At 60.0% G+C, this 16397-nt stretch carries 19 protein-coding genes; 14 read left to right on the top strand and 5 right to left on the bottom strand.

What is annotated here, in order from left to right; translation table 11 throughout:
• Position 1: 1 nt before the first annotated feature.
• Positions 2-814, bottom strand: coding sequence for a protein-disulfide reductase DsbD domain-containing protein (locus ACR3E6_RS03420; RefSeq protein ID WP_371732240.1), 813 nt, complete (start codon positions 812-814; stop codon positions 2-4).
• A gap of 145 nt (positions 815-959) precedes the next feature.
• On the opposite strand from ACR3E6_RS03420, the gene ACR3E6_RS03415 reads away from it, so the two are divergent.
• Positions 960-1514: a YqgE/AlgH family protein gene (locus ACR3E6_RS03415; protein ID WP_171724292.1), complete on the top strand. Its 555-nt coding sequence runs from the start codon at positions 960-962 to the stop codon at positions 1512-1514.
• Here the strand turns inward: ACR3E6_RS03415 and ACR3E6_RS03410 are convergent, their stop codons facing one another.
• Positions 1515-2465, bottom strand: coding sequence for an L-threonylcarbamoyladenylate synthase (locus tag ACR3E6_RS03410; RefSeq protein ID WP_171635008.1), 951 nt, complete (start codon positions 2463-2465; stop codon positions 1515-1517).
• Positions 2466-2603: 138 nt separating this feature from the next.
• Between ACR3E6_RS03410 and ACR3E6_RS03405 the strand changes: the two genes are divergently transcribed.
• From ACR3E6_RS03405 to ACR3E6_RS03375, 7 genes are all read left to right on the top strand, one after another.
• The gene (locus ACR3E6_RS03405) at positions 2604-4307 is read left to right on the top strand and encodes an acyl-CoA dehydrogenase (RefSeq protein WP_171635005.1); all 1704 of its coding nucleotides are present in this window, start codon (positions 2604-2606) and stop codon (positions 4305-4307) included.
• Positions 4307-5353, top strand: a complete 1047-nt coding sequence (locus ACR3E6_RS03400) for an MBL fold metallo-hydrolase (RefSeq protein WP_480485823.1) — start codon at positions 4307-4309, stop codon at positions 5351-5353. The genes ACR3E6_RS03405 and ACR3E6_RS03400 overlap by 1 nt, the downstream gene beginning before the upstream one ends.
• Before the next feature lie 4 nt (positions 5354-5357).
• The gene (locus ACR3E6_RS03395) at positions 5358-5810 is read left to right on the top strand and encodes a DUF6173 family protein (protein WP_170346311.1); all 453 of its coding nucleotides are present in this window, start codon (positions 5358-5360) and stop codon (positions 5808-5810) included.
• Between the two features lie 56 nt (positions 5811-5866).
• Positions 5867-7708: a glycerophosphodiester phosphodiesterase gene (locus ACR3E6_RS03390; protein WP_480485821.1), complete on the top strand. Its 1842-nt coding sequence runs from the start codon at positions 5867-5869 to the stop codon at positions 7706-7708.
• On the top strand, positions 7695-8234 hold the full coding sequence (locus ACR3E6_RS03385) for a hypothetical protein (protein ID WP_171206075.1): 540 nt from the start codon (positions 7695-7697) through the stop codon (positions 8232-8234). Before ACR3E6_RS03390 ends, ACR3E6_RS03385 begins: the two co-directional genes overlap by 14 nt.
• A gap of 89 nt (positions 8235-8323) precedes the next feature.
• The gene (locus tag ACR3E6_RS03380; protein WP_050604020.1) at positions 8324-8458 is read left to right on the top strand and encodes an aa3-type cytochrome c oxidase subunit IV; all 135 of its coding nucleotides are present in this window, start codon (positions 8324-8326) and stop codon (positions 8456-8458) included.
• A 17-nt stretch (positions 8459-8475) separates the two neighbouring features.
• Entirely contained in the window at positions 8476-9108 is a 633-nt protein-coding gene (locus ACR3E6_RS03375) for a hypothetical protein (RefSeq protein ID WP_171206074.1), read from the top strand.
• Here the strand turns inward: ACR3E6_RS03375 and ACR3E6_RS03370 are convergent.
• Complete coding sequence (locus ACR3E6_RS03370) at positions 9097-9429, bottom strand: AzlD domain-containing protein (protein WP_171634997.1); 333 nt, start codon at positions 9427-9429, stop codon at positions 9097-9099. The genes ACR3E6_RS03375 and ACR3E6_RS03370 overlap by 12 nt on opposite strands.
• A complete protein-coding gene (locus tag ACR3E6_RS03365) occupies positions 9426-10142 on the bottom strand; it encodes an AzlC family ABC transporter permease (RefSeq protein WP_480485819.1) in 717 nt (238 codons plus the stop codon). Before ACR3E6_RS03365 ends, ACR3E6_RS03370 begins: the two co-directional genes overlap by 4 nt.
• A 49-nt stretch (positions 10143-10191) precedes the next feature.
• Here ACR3E6_RS03365 and ACR3E6_RS03360 point away from each other — a divergent pair, with 49 nt between their 5' ends.
• Genes ACR3E6_RS03360 through ACR3E6_RS03335 form a run of 6 tightly spaced genes read left to right on the top strand, consistent with a single transcriptional unit; the run spans position 10192 to position 15397 of the window.
• Positions 10192-11079 carry a formate dehydrogenase accessory sulfurtransferase FdhD gene (locus ACR3E6_RS03360; protein WP_480488084.1) on the top strand — a complete coding sequence of 296 codons (888 nt, stop codon included), beginning with the start codon at positions 10192-10194 and terminating at the stop codon, positions 11077-11079.
• On the top strand, positions 11076-11612 hold the full coding sequence (locus ACR3E6_RS03355; RefSeq protein WP_480485817.1) for a hypothetical protein: 537 nt from the start codon (positions 11076-11078) through the stop codon (positions 11610-11612). The genes ACR3E6_RS03360 and ACR3E6_RS03355 overlap by 4 nt, the downstream gene beginning before the upstream one ends.
• A complete protein-coding gene (gene mobA, locus ACR3E6_RS03350; protein ID WP_480485815.1) occupies positions 11609-12253 on the top strand; it encodes a molybdenum cofactor guanylyltransferase MobA in 645 nt (214 codons plus the stop codon). The genes ACR3E6_RS03355 and mobA overlap by 4 nt, the downstream gene beginning before the upstream one ends.
• A complete protein-coding gene (mobB, locus tag ACR3E6_RS03345) occupies positions 12250-12741 on the top strand; it encodes a molybdopterin-guanine dinucleotide biosynthesis protein B (RefSeq protein WP_210093349.1) in 492 nt (163 codons plus the stop codon). Before mobA ends, mobB begins: the two co-directional genes overlap by 4 nt.
• Before the next feature lie 20 nt (positions 12742-12761).
• Complete coding sequence (locus ACR3E6_RS03340) at positions 12762-14807, top strand: molybdopterin-binding protein (RefSeq protein ID WP_480488082.1); 2046 nt, start codon at positions 12762-12764, stop codon at positions 14805-14807.
• Positions 14804-15397, top strand: coding sequence for a GNAT family N-acetyltransferase (locus ACR3E6_RS03335; RefSeq protein ID WP_480485813.1), 594 nt, complete (start codon positions 14804-14806; stop codon positions 15395-15397). Before ACR3E6_RS03340 ends, ACR3E6_RS03335 begins: the two co-directional genes overlap by 4 nt.
• Here ACR3E6_RS03335 and ACR3E6_RS03330 read toward each other — a convergent pair.
• The gene (locus ACR3E6_RS03330) at positions 15394-16389 is read right to left on the bottom strand and encodes a hypothetical protein (RefSeq protein WP_171634986.1); all 996 of its coding nucleotides are present in this window, start codon (positions 16387-16389) and stop codon (positions 15394-15396) included. The two genes, ACR3E6_RS03335 and ACR3E6_RS03330, sit on opposite strands and share 4 nt — an antisense overlap.
• Between the last annotated feature and the right edge of the window lie 8 nt (positions 16390-16397).

The raw sequence follows: 16397 nt of genomic DNA, 5'->3' as shown, positions 1-16397 counted from the left end.
TTCAGCCCGCGCTACAGCCCAGAATATCCACCGCGTGGTCAGACCCCAGAACGGTGATCCGGATCTCGGACCGGTCCAGCGCAAAAGGTGCACCTGACGCGTGTATGATTTCTGCTTCGGCCACCAATGTATCCCCCTGCCTTAGAGATACGGGTTGCGAGGCCCAAAGCGAAGGATTGCCGGGTTCGATCACGGCGACTTCTCGACCGCCCGCGGATGGCATCGTCATCCGCGCCTCGATCCGCATCCCATCTTTCGTGGGCGTCAGGTTGCAGGTGGTCTTGGTGACACGGGCTTCGCGCGCGGAATAGGGCCTTTGCGCCATCGCTGCGGCAATCGCCGGGTTGCGATCAGCTTCGGCGTCCAGCGTGTGGTCGAAATCCAGGCGTTCCGGTATGCAAACGTCTTTGCAGACCCCCAGATCCATCTTGCCTTTCAGACGGACCGGTTTTGCCGGGTTGCGCGGAGTGACCTTGATGGGCAGGACCAGCTGATTTTCATAGCCAATCGATTGCAGTCCATTCTGATCAAAGATTTCGGGCGAGGGCCAGATGATTTCCACCTGGCCGACATTTCTGGATCGCTTCCAGTCGAACTCGGGCGGGATGCCGGAATCTCCTGGCGCGCGCCAGTAGGTTTTCCAGCCATCCTTGAGCGTCAGTTTCAACGCGGACATATAGGTGCCGTTGGCCGTCCGACCACCATCCAGAACATCCAGCCGAACCACGTTGTCCAAATCTTGCGCGGCAACTGGAACGGACAGGCTCAGACACGCGAGCGCGGCGACGGCGGTGGGTTTGATCGGCATCTTCATACCCCATAAATGCGCGTCGATGGCGCGGATTCCAAGTCACGATCCGGTCACCGCGCTGAAATCTGTCGAAATACGGGTTGGTCTCTTGCAAACTGGGGTGCGGCAGGGCCATTGTTGACGTGAACGGACAAAGAGATGAAGGCCCATGGACCTGACCGGAAAACTGTTGATTGCGATGCCCGGAATGGGCGATCCGCGATTCGACCATTCGGTGGTGTATATGTGCAGCCATGGCGACGATGGCGCCATGGGATTGATCGTGAACAAGCCTTCGGATCTGCGAATCAAGACGTTGCTGGGGCAACTGAACATTGCCTGCAGTATCCCGGTGATCGGAGAGCGCCTTGTGCATTTCGGTGGCCCGGTCGAGATGTCGCGCGGATTTGTCCTGCACAGCGCCGATTATGAGGCCAATCTGCATTCGATGCATATTTCCGCGGATTTCAGCATGACGGCGACGCTGGATGTGCTTGAAGATCTGGCCTCTGGCAGCGGACCACTGAATTCGATGCTGACGCTGGGCTATTCCGGCTGGGGGCCAGGTCAGCTTGAGGACGAAATCGCGATGAACGGCTGGCTGACCACCGAAGCGACGACGAAACTTGTCTTCGACGTGCCTGATGACGAAAAATGGGAAGCTGCCTTGGCGACGCTCGGGGTGGACCCTCTGACGTTGTCCGCCAGCGCAGGCCGGGCCTGATCAGCTGTCGCGTGGCGCAGCGGCGCGGCGCAGCCGGTCGTTGATTGCAGCCCCCAATCCGGTGTTCGGGATCGGAGATACGGCAATTGGTCGGCCGGTCTCGTTCAATCTGTGAAGGGCTGCAAAGAGGTTCGCGGCCGCCTCGGTCAGACGTCCTTCGACAGACAGGTTCAGGTCGCAATCCACCGCTCCAAAGCCCAGCAGAACCTCATCCCCGTGACGCGCAGTGGCGTTCAGGCGGACCGGGGCGTCGGGCGCATAATGCGACTGCAATTGCCCCGGAGCGGTCAGCAGATCGCCGGATTGGTGCAGGTGCAGGTGCAGGTTCAGCACGCTTTCGATCCGGTCCAACGCAACGCCGCCCGGACGCAGCAATGTGAGCTCTCCGGCCAGACCGACAATGGTGGATTCCAGCCCCACCGCACAGGGGCCGTCGTCCAGAACTGCCGCGATCCGTCCGCCAAGACCGGACCACACATGAGCCGCCGTCGTGGGGCTGATCTGACCCGAGGGATTAGCCGAAGGGGCCGCGACCGGTCCGTCAAAGTCGGCCAGCAGCGCACGCGCCGTCGGATGCGCAGGCACCCGCACGGCCAGAGTGTCCAGCCCGGCGGTCACCAGCGAGGAAACCCCGTGCCCTTCGCGCAACGGCAGAACCAGGGTCAGAGGACCGGGCCAGAAGGCCTGTGCCAGCTGCTCGGCCAGATCCGACCATTGCACAAAGCGCTGGGCCGCTTCGACCGAGGCGACATGGGCGATCAGCGGGTTGAAGCTGGGCCGTCCCTTGGCCTCGTAAATCGATGCGACGGCCTGTCCGTTGCGGGCATCGCCGCCAAGGCCATAGACCGTTTCGGTCGGAAAAGCGACCAGAAGACCCTGGCGCAAAAAATCGGCAGCCTGCGCGATGCCGCCGGGATCTGCCGTCAATTCCTGTGTGCCGGATGAGATCATATCTGATGACGCCGCGTTTTGGTTGCCTGGAACTTGAGGTAAGGTACGTAATCGGTTCAGACCCACACGCTTACCGGCGCTTGCATTTGATTCCAAGCCCGCCGATGTATTCTGATCCGTTAGACCCCGAGAGAAATCATGCCATATCGCGCCCCAATCTCAGATTATCAATTTCTGCTGGACCATGTCGTCGGGTTCGACCAGGTCGCCGCCACCGAGATTTTCGAAGATGCCAGCGCCGATGTCGTCACGGCCATCCTGACCGAAGCGGCCAAGATGAGCGAAGAGGTTCTGGCCCCGTTGCAGCGTGCCGGTGATCTGGAACCGGCTCGGCTTGAGAATGGCGTGCTGCGCAGCTCTCCGGGTTATGCCGATGGCTGGAAGGCGATTGCCGAAGGCGGGTGGATCGGGATCAGCGCTGATCCCCAATTCGGCGGAATGGGCCTGCCGATGGCTGTCACCACTGCCGTGAACGAGATGATGAGCGCCGCTTGCCTTTCGCTGCAACTTGCTCCGCTGATGGCGCAGGGCCAGATCGAGGCGTTGGAACACCACGCCAGCGACGAATTGAAGTCGCTGTATCTGCCCAAAATGATTTCGGGTGAGTGGTCTGCGACCATGAACCTGACCGAAGCTCAGGCCGGATCGGATGTGGGTGCGCTGACCTCGAAGGCCGAGCCAAATGGTGATGGCACATACTCGGTGACCGGGCAGAAGATCTTCATCTCTTGGGGCGACAACGACTTTGCTGAAAATGTCTGCCATCTGGTTCTGGCCCGTCTGCCGGATGGTGTGCCCGGCACCAAGGGCATTTCCTTGTTTCTGGTGCCGAAATACATCCCCGATGCGGATGGCAATCCCGGCCTGGCCAACGACCTTAAGGTTGTTTCCGTCGAACACAAGATGGGCCTGCATGGCTCACCCACCTGCGTGATGCAATATGACGGCGCCAAAGGATGGCTTGTCGGTAAGGAACATGGCGGTATGGCGGCCATGTTCACCATGATGAACAACGCCCGCCTGGGCGTGGGTGGCCAGGGTGTGGGCGTTGCGGAAGGCGCCTATCAGCACGCTTTGGCCTATGCGCTGGAACGCAAGCAGGGCAGGACGCCTTCTGGTACGATCATCGATCATGCGGATGTGCGTCGCATGATCATGGATATGCGCGCCGATATCTTTGCCGCTCGGGCTATTCTTCTGGCCAATGCGACCGCGATTGACATGGCGAAAGCCACCGGCGACGCCGATTGGGCCGCGCGGGCCGCGTTGTTGACGCCAATCGGCAAGAACTTTGGGGCCCGGACCGGGATACGCGTGGCCGAAACCGGCGTACAGGTGCATGGCGGAATGGGCTTTGTCGAAGAAACAGGCGCGGCGCAATATTCCCGCGATGTTCGCGTGACCGCGATTTACGAGGGAACCGACGGCATTCAGGCCATGGACCTTGTTGCACGCAAAATGATGGACGGGGGCGAGGCGGCGTCGAACCTTCTGGACGAGATCGAAGAACAGGCCGAGCGCGCGCGCGCGACGATGCCCGATCTGGCCGGTCCAGTGTGGGAGGCAACAGAAACCCTGCGCGAGGCAACCGAATGGTTGGTGGCACAAGACGACATGAACGACCGATTTGCAGGCGCAACGTCCTATCTTCAGGCGTTTGCCCGGGTTCTTGGCGGGCATTATCACCTGTCCGCGGCTCTGGCCGATCCGGAAGGACCACGGGCCAAACTGGCGCGCTACTACATCAACGCCTTGTTGCCCGAGCATTCCGGGCTTTTGACGCGGGTGCAAAGCGGTGCGGGTGACCTCTTTTCGCTCAGCCCGGATGAGTTGGCGGCGTGATGGACGGGGATCGCGTATCGGGGATCAGATATCCGTGGGCTGAACCGCCCGCGCCGGGTGAAGCCGTCGAAGTTGCCGAGGGTGTACTGTGGTTGCGCCTGCCTCTTCCGATGGCGCTGGATCACGTCAATATCTACGCGCTGGACGATGGCGAAGGTTGGACGGTGATTGACACCGGGCTGTCGTCAAACAAGACGCGGCGTATCTGGGAAACCCTGATGGGCGGGCCTTTGAAAGGCAAACCGATCACCCGTGTTGTGGTGACGCATCATCATCCAGACCATGTCGGCAATGCCGGGTGGTTTCAGTCGGAACACGGGGCTGAGCTGGTCACAAGCCGCACCTCATGGCTGTTCGCGCGGATGCTGACGCTGGATGTGCAAGAGACATGGCCGCAGGAAACGCTTGATTTCTATCGCAGCGCCGGCATGGCACCCGAGGTTCTGAATGCGCGGATGAAGGATCGTCCGTTCAACTTTGCCGACACGGTTTACCCCATGCCGCTGGGCTTTGCCCGGATCAAGCAGGGCGACGTGATCCGAATGGGAGGGCGCGACTGGGATGTGCATATGGGCAATGGCCACGCGCCGGAACACGCCACCTTCTGGAGCCGTGACGACAATCTGGTGTTGAGCGGCGATCAGATTCTCAGCTCGATCAGTCCCAATCTGGGCGTCTATGCCACGGAACCGATGGCCGATCCGGTTTCAGCGTGGCTGGAAGCCTGCGAGCGGTTGCAGACGCTTGCCCGGCCCGATCATCTGGTTCTGGGCGGGCACAAGCTGCCGTTTTCGGGCCTGCCGCTGAGGATGAAACAGCTGATCGACAACCACCACGGCGCGTTGGGCCGCCTGTTGAAACATCTGGATCAACCCAGAGCGGCCGCAGATTGTTTTCTGCCCCTGTTCAAACGCACGATCCGCGAAGGCGAATATGGGCTTGCGCTGGTTGAGGCGGTTGCGCATGTGAATCATCTCTACCACATTGGTGCGGTAACCCGGACGCAACGCGCTGACGGGGCATGGCTGTACCAGCGCAAAGGGTAGAAGAATGCAGGACCAGATCGAAACCTCGGCCGAGGCCGCCGAAGCCGCCGCTTTGCCGCGGTGTCACGAGGTGCACGCGGATCCCAATGCCGAATCCGGAGCCAAGGACCTGCCCGAGGGGTTGAAAAAGCCTGTTGCCAACAAAAGCCCGGCGCAATGGGCTTACGAGCGTTTGATCATGTATATCCAGAACTTTGAAAAGACGCTGGACGGCGATCACGAAGTCGCCATGGGCTTTACCGGCGGCGATGCCGGCGTCATGCGGATCGAAGGGATGGGGTATTTCGACCCCGACATGATCACCTTTTACGGATCCGACGGAACCGGGGCCCGCACGCAATTGGTGCAGCATGTCAGCCAGTTGAACGTGATGCTGCGCGCCCTGCCCAAATCGGTCGAGGACAAACCCGCCAACCGCATCGGTTTCCGTCTGGCGGCGGATCTGGAAGACAGCTGACTTGCAATTCACGCTTGCGCGCCTTTGAATGACTGCATCAGTCCGGAGGCGCCCACGTGACAAGATTTTTTCAAGCAGTAACACATGCCTATGCAGGTGCCTGGGAACGGCGCCGGGTCTTTGTGCCAATTTATGTCGCTGTGCGCTTGCTGCTGGTGGCGCTGATCGCGCCGGGTGTGGCTGTGGCGGTCAATCTGGCGGTCTCACTGTCAAATCAGACCGCTCTGACCGATCAGGACATTGCGATGTTCCTGCTGTCTCCGGCAGGGTTCATTGCGGGTGTTGCGGTACTCAGTCTGTTTTTGCTGGCTGAGGTTATTGTGTTCGCGGTCATGGCCGGGTCCTTGCGAATGGGAGAAAATGACCCTTGGCGCGCAGGCAGTGCGGCACTGGCACTGAACCTGTCCCGCTTTCCGGCGCTGTTCGGATTTGCCGTTCGGTTCATCCTGCGCGTCCTGCTGCTTGCCCTGCCGTTTGTGGCCGTCGCGGGGTTGATCGCATGGTGGACGCTGACGGAATATGACATCAACTATTACCTGACATTCCACCCTCCGGCCTTTCAGGTGGCTGTGGTACTGATCGGGCTTGTCGTTCTTGCGTTGGCATGGGTGTTGATCCGCCGTCTGTCGGGATGGGCGCTGGCGTTGCATCTGGTCCTGTTCGAGGGGGCCTCACCACGCGGAGCATTTGCGAAAAGCGAACAAAAGATGGAAGGCAAGCGCGGGCGTTTGAAGATCGAGCTTGCCCTTTGGCTTGGACTGCGGCTTGTGATTGCAGCTTTGATTGCGGCGGTGGCCAGTCTGTTGTTTGCAGTTGTGCCCTTGCAGGAAGGCGGCAGCCTCAGACTGGCGTTGATCCTCAGCCTGATCATTGCGGGGCTTTGGTCCCTGGCGGGGTTGGTTCTGGCGGCGACGGCGCTGGGCGCATTGGCGGTCTTGCTGGACAGCTTCTTTGAAGCTGAGACCAAGGACGTTCCCCATCCCGAACCCCGAAGGATTCGCGTGCCGGTTCTTGTCACTGTCGCGACGGCCTTGGCCGCATTGGGCGTGGGCTTCTGGCTTGGGCAAAGCTTGCTGGAACGCGTGCAGGCGCCGGATCAAGCCGAGGTCATCGGCCATCGGGGCGCTGCGGCTTTGCGACCTGAAAACACAATGGCCTCGGTCCTGAAAGCGATCGAGGATGGTGCGGACTGGGTTGAGATTGACGTTCAGGAAACGGCGGATGATGTAGTTGTCGTGGCCCATGACAGCGATTTCATGAAGTTGGCCGGCGTCAACCTGAAGGTCTGGGATGCGACGATGCAGGATGTTGCTGATATCGACATCGGAAGCTGGTTCGGACCGGAATACGCCGCAGAGCGGACCCCGACCCTGCGAGAGGTTCTGGAAGCGGCCAAGGGCAAGTCGAAGGTTCTTATCGAGCTGAAATATTATGGTCACGACGTCGATCTGGAAAATCGGGTGATCGGCCTTGTCGAAGAGCTTGGGATGCAGAACGACGTTGCCACCATGTCGCTGAAATACCCGGCCGTGCAAAAGATGGAAAAGTTGCGGCCCGACTGGCGCTCTGGTGTGCTGGCGGCCACGGCCATTGGGGATCTGTCGGGGCTGGAAGGTGAATTTGTCGCCGTCAATGCAGGCATGGTTACACCTGGGCTGATCCGCAAAGTGCAGGACGCTGGTAAGGATATCTATGTCTGGACGGTGAATGATCCGTTGCAGATGTCCAGGATGGCCTCGATGGGTGTGGATGGTTTGATTACCGACCGCCCGGCCATGGCCAATGAGGTTTTGCGCGTCCGCGCTGAAATGGGGCCGGGCGAGCGGCTGTTGCTGTGGCTGGCAACCACCTTTGGATTGCAGGTCGATACAGAGGCAATGCGCGATGAAAGTCCTTAACATGGCGCTGTTTCTGTCTCTGCTGCCACTGTCGGCATGGGCACAGGATCTGATGCGCGGATTTGAGATGCCGGGCCACCGCGCCCTGATCGAGCAAAGCAAGGACGCCGAACTGACGCCGTTTGAAACCGATGGCTGTTCAGGCGGGTTGTCAGCCAGTTGGCGCTGGGTGGCAAAGCAATTCCCACAGGTTGGCGCGCTATATCAAGAGCACCCGCCGTGGGAGTACTGCTGCGTCATCCACGACCGGGCATATCACAATGCTGGCGGTGCAGAGACAGCCAGCGAAAGCTATGAGGCACGTCTGGCAGCGGATGACGCCTTGCACGCCTGTGTGGTGCAGCACGGAGACAACCATGCCGAGGACTATGCCGACCAGTACGACATGTCGCCTGAACAGATTCGCAGCGTGCACGCGATCACTGCGGATGCAATGTACGGGGCGGTGCGATTCGGTGGCGGGCCGTGCAGCGGCCTGCCCTGGCGGTGGGGGTTCGGGTATCCCGGTTGTTCGGTTCTCAAGTAACAGCGTCCTGCGCGCGAATGACGTGGTGACAGGCGTTCTGTTTTCTATTATCCAACAGATCAAACACGCGAATTGGGAATCTGAGACTCATGGCTGAACACAAGCACGGCGAAATGGACATCACGGTCCAAACCAAGACATTCAACGGTTTCATCAAAGCCACCACGTGGTGTGTGGTCGCCATTGCCTTCCTTTGCCTGTTCCTGGCGGTTTTCGCCTCCTAATTGTTTCGGGGGCTGACTTGCTCAGGATATTGATTGCCTGCTTGCTGGCAGCGACAGTGGCGGGCTGCGCCAATTCGAACCGACCACAGGCGGATCGGAACGAAATCGTGTCCCGGTCCTACCGTGATCCGGGGCCAGCGACCCTGACGCTGTACACAATGATCAACACACGCACCGGATCGGGCGCGCATACGTCGCTGATGATCTCGGGCAGCGAGCGGGTGATCTTTGACCCTGCCGGTTCGTTCCGGGCGGATGTGGTTCCGGTGAAGGATGATGTGCTTTACGGCATTACCCCGGCGGTCGAACGAGCTTATCGCAGCTCGCACGCGCGCGAGACGCATTATGCCCGCATACAGACCATTCAGGTGAGCCCGCAACAGGCTGAAATCGCCTTGCAACTGGCAAAGCAATCCGGTCCGGTCGCTGGCGCGTTCTGCACCAACTCGACTTCCCAACTGTTGAAGCAGGTACCGGGGTTCGAGCAGATTGATGTGACGTTCTATCCGGTGAACCTGTCGGAACAGTTCGCGCAGATTCCGGGCGTCGTGACCGAAGAATATCGGGAAAATGACGATGCGGATCTGCAAAAGGGGCTGGCGGCAAACAATGCGCGTCTCAACCAGCTCGACGCTGTCTCAACTCAGTAGATAAAGCAGACCATAGAGCGTGGCGGCCCCGGAAAAGATGGCCGCTATCACGTTTTTGCTGATCACTCCCACCGCCAGGGCAACGGCTGCCGCCGACATACGTGGCAGATCAGGCTGCCCTTCGGTGGCAGAGGGCCAAACGACCAGCGGTGCGATCAATGCAGGAAGGATGGCCACTGCTGTATATCGCAGGTGACGCAGCAGCCAAGGCGGCATCGGGCGATCACCCACAAAACCGATAAAGACAAAGCGCAGCGCATAGCTGCCTATGGCAAGCCCGATGATAATGGCCCAGATGGTGACGGAATCGGGCTGAGTCATAACTGCGCCTTTCTACGTTCGAGGATCAGTTCCGCCTGTGCTCCGGCAATCATTCCAGCGCATCCGGCGATCAGCAGGCCCAGATTGAACGGGATTACGACGGTCAGCAAAGATACCGCAATGGCCACAAGGGCCGCGACCACATGTGCAAAGGTCCGCATCATCGGCCCTATCATGGCCAGAAAGGTGATCGGCAGGGCAAAATCCAGTGCCCAGCTTTCCGGTATTTGCGCACCCAGCACTGCGCCCAGATAAGTGCCCAGAATCCAGAGCGGTGTGATCGGCGTGACAGAGCCCACGAAATAAGCCATCCGTTGCGGCACTGACAGGTCGGGCTCTTTCTCGAACCGCACGATCGAGCAGGCATAAGATTGATCCACGGTCAGGTATGCCGCAAAGGCACGCTGCCACATGGGCGCGGAACCCAGGTAAGGTGTCAGTGATGCGGAATACATCGCCATACGCAGATTCACGGCCAGCGCCGAGATTATGATGATCACGGTCGGGGTGTTGTCCTGCAACAATTGCAACGCCGCGAATTGCGCGGCACCTGCAAAAACGGTCGATGTAAAAGCCATCGTCTGGACAAGGGTCAACCCGGCTTCGGTCGCAAAAACACCGAACAGAAGGCCAAAGGGCACGGCGACGAAGACAAACGGCGTCCCATCCCGAAAACCTTTCCAGAAGTATGACTTGGATGTGGCAGAGGCCATGGCTAAATCCTATGGTGATTCATGCAGCAGTAACTGTCTTGGGAAGGGGTTGCAATTGGCCACGGAATTCGATCTGTCGGACTATCTTATCGCCCCTGATCCGGCTGCGATGCGCCTGACCCGAGCGGTCGAGGGTGTGGATCAGAACGGTGAAATCAGCCAGATATCTGTGGTCGAGGAACGCCCGCTTACGATCTTTCTCAATTCGCAGGAAATCGTGACGGCGATGACGATTGGCGATTATCCCGAATATCTTGCGCTGGGCTTTCTGCGCAATCAGGGGATGCTGCTGTCGGATGATGAAATCACGCGCGTGGAATATGACGACGACCTTGAAACCGTGATCGTCCGAACCGCGCGCGAAACATCTTATGAAGACAAACTGAAGAAAAAGACCCGCACCAGTGGGTGTGCCGTGGGTACTGTGTTTGGCGACATGATGGAGGGCCTGGAAGACGTACAACTGCCACAGGTTCAGGTGCGAACTTCCTGGCTGTATGATCTGGCCTCGAAGATCAACCGCACTCCGTCGCTGTACCTCGAAGCCGGAGCGATTCACGGCACGGTCCTGTGCCGTGAAAACCGCCCGCTGGTCTATATGGAGGACGTGGGCCGCCACAACGCCGTCGACAAGATCGCAGGCTGGATGCTGTCAGAAGGAGAAAGTGCCGAGGACAAGATCCTCTATACCACTGGTCGCCTGACATCCGAGATGGTGATCAAATCTGCGATGATGGAGATTCCGGTACTGGCGTCCCGCTCGGGCTTCACCGCCTGGGGCGTCGAGATCGCGCGCGAGGTCGGGCTGACGCTGATCGGGCGGATGCGCGGCCAGCGCTTTGTGTGCCTGTCGGGTGAGGATCGCCTGCTGCGCGACGTGGACCCGTCAACCGTTGCTGTCGAAGACAGGAAACACCGCCGGAAAAGTGCAGGATGATTTTGGAAACCCTTAGACTTTTTTTCTTGTTTGTTGTTGCAGTCAGTATCTTGTCGCTGAGCATTCTTGCTGCACGAAACTACGCACGCAGCAAACGGACAATCGTAGATGGGATGGCGCGGTTGGACGAAGAAACTTTGGATCGATTGGGGTGGGAGGCAAGAGAATACATCGGCACATTCGACCTGTTTGCCCCATTCCGGATGGGATGGGCAGCTTGGGGATTGGCGGTGCAAAAACAACGCGCCGTATTGCAACGTATCCTTCTTCAAGGTTTGCCAGACTCAGTCGTTTTGCCAGGCGAAATCAGTCGATCACTTCGCAGGTATCAGTGCTTTTTCTGGTTGTTTTTCGCGCCTGTGGCGGTTTTGGTGCTCTTTTTCGCTTTCATTCGCTTGAGCCATGTTTTGGCCGACTTTTCCGGACTTCCTTTGAGCCTGTGTTTCATTTTGCTGGGTGCGGGCAACGGGGTTTGGATTTTCACACCGCTGGAGAAATTCCGAAAATGGCCGGAGATCGAGGACCCATCATGACGAAACCGCTTGGCGTCATTCTTGCAGGCGGGCAGGCCACACGTATGGGTGGTGGCGACAAAGGTTTGCTGCAGATCGGGGGGCAGAGCCTGCTATCCCATGTGATTGACCGTCTGTCCGCACAGGTAAGTGGGTTGGCGTTGAACGCGAATGGCGACCCTGAGCGCTTCGCTGATCTGGGCCTGCCCGTCCTGCCTGACACGATCGAAGGGTTCGCCGGGCCTTTGGCCGGTGTGCTGGCCGGGCTCGACTGGGCGGCAGAGCAGGGGGCGGACAGCATCGTGACAGCTGCTGCGGATACGCCGTTTTTCCCGCGCGATCTGGTGGCGCGACTGACGCAGGCTGCGGAAGGGCAGGTACACCCGTTGGTCTTGGCCACCACGCCGCGTTCGGGCGACGAGGCGCTCAAATCCGGTGGCGGCAAGCGAGTCAACCGACACCCGACATTCGGGCTTTGGCCCGTGGCGCTGCGCGATGATCTGCGGGCGGCGCTGATGGACGGGTTGCGCAAGGTGGTGTTGTGGACTGACAAACATGACGGGCGCGAGGCTTTGTTTTGCGCCGACCCGTTTGATCCGTTTTTCAACGTCAACACGCCTGAAGATCTGGATCGTGCCCGAACACTGTTGGAGCAGGCATGAGGGTCTATGGCGTCACGGGCTGGAAGAATGCCGGCAAAACCGGGCTGATGGAACGGCTGGTGGCCGAGATCACAGGCCGGGGCTTTACGGTCTCTACGGTCAAGCACGCGCATCACAGTGTCGATGTGGATCAGCCGGGCACCGACAGTCACCGGCACCGCGTTGCGGGGGCCAGCGAGGTGCTGCTTGCCTCGGGGCAACGCATTGCTTTGATGCAGGAACTGCGGGGCGCGCCTGAACCGCCGCTGGCCGAGCTGTTGGCGCGGCTCTCGCCGATCGATCTGGTGTTGGTCGAAGGGTTCAAGCGCGAGGTCCACCCCAAGATCGAAGCGTATCGCGCCGCGGCGGGCCATGTGCTGATGGCACCTGAAAATGGCACCATCCGCGCCGTGGCCAGCGACACTCCGCTGGATTTGGACCGCCCGGTCTATGATCTGGACGATACTGCCGGGATTGCTGACTTCATCCTGAAAGAGGTTGGTTTGTGAGCCTGTTCCAGACCTTTGCAATGGTGGATTGGTCTGGCGGAAACGACACCGGGCCGACCCCGCGCAAGGATGCGATCTGGGCCTGCATTTCACGAAACGGAAAAGCGTTTGACCCCGAATACCTGCGCAACAGGCGGATAGCCGAGCAGAGGTTGGATGCTCTGATCCGGGCCGAGCTTAAGGCCGGTCGCCGTCTGCTTCTTGGGTTCGATTTTCCTTTTGGATATCCTTGCGGCTTCGCACGGGCGATGACCGGAACGGACGATCCGCTGGTGTTGTGGGATTGGTTCGACCAACAAGTCGAGGATTCTCCGAAGGCCAACAACCGCTTTGATCTGGCGGGTCGGATCAACCTTCAGTTTGGCGGCCGTGGTCCGTTCTGGATGAATGGATTGCGCCGAGATATTAACGGCCTGCCGCGTACCAAATCGGACTATTCCAACCCGTTCCCGAACCGTCGTGTCGTTGAGACTTTGGCAAAAGGAAGCTTCACCTGCTGGCAGATGGCAGGGGCAGGCGCGGTTGGTGGCCAAGTCATGATGGGGCTGCCGATTCTGAACCGGCTTCGCCACCGGTTTGCCGGGCAAATCTCGGTCTGGCCATTCGAGCCGCTGGATAAACCTGTTGCCTTTGTGGAAATCTGGCCGTCTTTGACCCTTGGCGCTGCACCGGATGGGCGGATCAAGGATGCCTGGCAGGTTGAACAGGTCGCCTTGACTCTGTCGCGTTTGACAGAGCAGGAGTTGGATGCGCAATTGAACGTCTCAGCGGCAGAGGAAGGTTGGATATTGGGTGTACCTCAGGACAAGCCGAACATAGCCCCGCCCCCGTTGCGGAACGATTGCTTCGCGTTGCCCGCCGGGGTCAACTGGACACCGGTGGATGAGGCGCTGGCCTGTTTGCGTGACAGGCTGCACCCGATTACCGCGTCTGAGACGATGGCGCTGACCCTGGCATGCGGGCGCGTTCTGACCGGGGATGTGGTCGCCCGACGCTCGAATCCGCCGCAACCGAATTCGGCCGTGGATGGGTACGGGTTTGCCGGTCCCGCCCCTGATGGCCCACAGATCATGCCATTGGTTGACGGGCGCGCGGCGGCAGGGATCCCGTTCGACGGTGACGTGCCTGAAGGCCGGGCCTTGCGCGTGCTGACGGGGGCGGCGCTGCCCGCCGGTGTCGACACGGTCATTCTGGAAGAGGATGTCACGGTCAAGGACGGCCACATAGCCTTCTACGGCCCGCTGAAAAAAGGCGCCAACACACGGCGCGCGGGAGAAGATGTGGCCGCAGGCGATATCGCCCTTCCTGCCGGGCGCAGGCTGACCCCTGCCGATCTTGCGCTGCTGTCTGCCGTGGGGATTGCCGAAGTCAACGTGCGCAAACCGCTTCGCGTGGCCGTGGTCTCTACGGGCGATGAATTGGTCGAAGCCGGAGAGAACGCTGGTCCGGGTCAGATTTTCGACGCCAATCGCCCGATGCTGCTGTCCTTGATCGATCGTATGGGGTTCGTACCCGTGGATATGGGGCGTGTTTCGGATGATCGGGACGCCTTGCGGGATCGATTGGATCAGGCCGCAGAGCAGGCGGATGTGATTTTGACCAGTGGCGGCGCGTCAGCGGGTGACGAAGACCATGTTTCGGCCCTTTTGCGTCAGGCCGGAGCGATGCAGCACTGGCGCATTGCGTTGAAACCCGGGCGGCCGCTGGCTTTGGGTTTGTGGTCTGGCGTGCCGGTGTTTGGCCTGCCCGGAAATCCGGTTGCCGCCATGGTCTGTACGTTGATCTTCGCGCGTCCGGCCTTGGGGCTGATGTCCGGCGAAGGCTGGGCTGAACCGCAAGGTTTCGAAGTGCCTGCCGCCTTTGAAAAGCGCAAGAAGCCCGGTCGCCGGGAATATCTGCGCGCCCGAATGCGGGACGGGCGGGCCGAGGTCTTCCACTCGGAAGGATCAGGCCGGATCAGTGGCCTCAGCTGGGCTGAGGGGTTGGTCGAAATCGAGGACGGTGCGCGCCATGTCAAACCGGGCGATATGGTCCGTTTCCTCCCGTATGGAAGTTTCGGGCTGTGACGGTCACGATTTCCACAGGGTTCGCCGATCAGGAACGCGCGCAAGCGGCGGCACTGTTCTGGCAGGCATTTGCGGCCAAGCTGGGCAAAGTCATGGGGCCGGACGAAAAAGGACTGGCTTTCTTTGAAATCGCATTGAACCCGGATTTTGCGCTGGTTGCACGGGATGAAGCGGGCCGGATGCTGGGTCTGGCAGGTTTCAAGACACGTGACGGCTCTTTTGCGGGGGGCAATATGTCCGATCTGGCGCGGGTCTATGGCTGGTTCGGGGCTATCTGGCGTGCCTTGGTTCTAAGCGTTCTGGAGCGCGATCTGAAACCGGGCGTGTTCCAGATGGATGGCATTCTTGTCGCTGCCGAGGCGCGCGGCAAAGGAGTAGGCACGGCATTGCTGAATGCCATCAAGTCCGAGGCCCGCAATCACAACATGTCAGAGGTTCAGCTTGATGTCATCGACACGAACCCCCGCGCCCGCAGCCTTTACGAGCGCGAGGGGTTCCAGCCTGTGGGTCAAGAAAAAACCGGACCGCTGAAGTATCTGTTCAATTTCAGCAGCGCGACCAAAATGTCGTGGATTGTCGGGCCGGATTAATCAAACGTGCCCGCCACGCGACCCAGCAACATGAATGCGCGGGCCGTTCGGGTTTCACCCAGTTCACTCAGTTCCGCATCGCTTGCCGTGGGTTCGAACTCGGCCATCATCTTGTCAAACCGACGCAGGAAATGATGCGCGGCGTCGCGGAAAATCGGATCCTGTTTCATCCGGGCTGCCGTCAGCGCAAGTGAGGATCTGTCGCGCACGCCCCCCAGCGCCGCCACGGCGCGCCCGCGTGTGCCCTGGGCGAACTGGCGCCAGATTTCTGGTCGGGCCTTGTCGGGCCGCAGGTCATCCATGTAGATGCCTTCCTGGCTGAGCAGCGTCAGAACATCCTGCGACGCTTGCACAAGCTGTGCCGTCTTGCGGTCCTTCAATGCAACACGCAGCGCATTGAACCCCTCGGTGTCATCCTGCGTTTCGGGGAAGTTCAGGGCGCGGATGAAAACCTCGGTACTCAGCGGCGGTGTGATCTCTTCCGCAGGTGTGCCCAGCTCCAACGAGGTCTGGTCGCCCTGAGCGGAACTCTGCGCGGCCGTTGCAGAGCGCGCTGTGCGTTTGGTCGAGAACGTTGCCAAGGCGTCTTCGGTTTTCCGTGTGGCCGCAGCGATTTCATCCAGCTTTTTTGTCACCGCAGGTTCATAGGTGCTGGAGGCGCGCTGCTGCTGCGCCACATAGGCTTGCCGGATCGCGTCGATTGCCGTTTGCAACCGCGCACTTTCCTCTCGCATCACCCGGCTGGCGCGCATCGCGGTGGCCGCAACCCAGATCATCGCCACGGGCATGAACACGGCCAGAAAGGCGACGACAAAGCCGCCGTTCTGCCCCTGACCGGGCAGCACGAGAAAGACGACCGACACCACCAGCCAGATCAGGCTGAGTACCAGTGCGGCAATCTCGATTTCGGTGACAGCCGGAGTCTTCGGGCGATCATAGATGCCCAGCGACGTCGGCTTTTCGGTTTCCGGGTCAGGTTTTGGCCCCGACATTACATGCG

This window comes from Ruegeria sp. AL3, from assembly GCF_056536065.1.
This window is presented reverse-complemented; position numbering and strand designations above follow the sequence as displayed.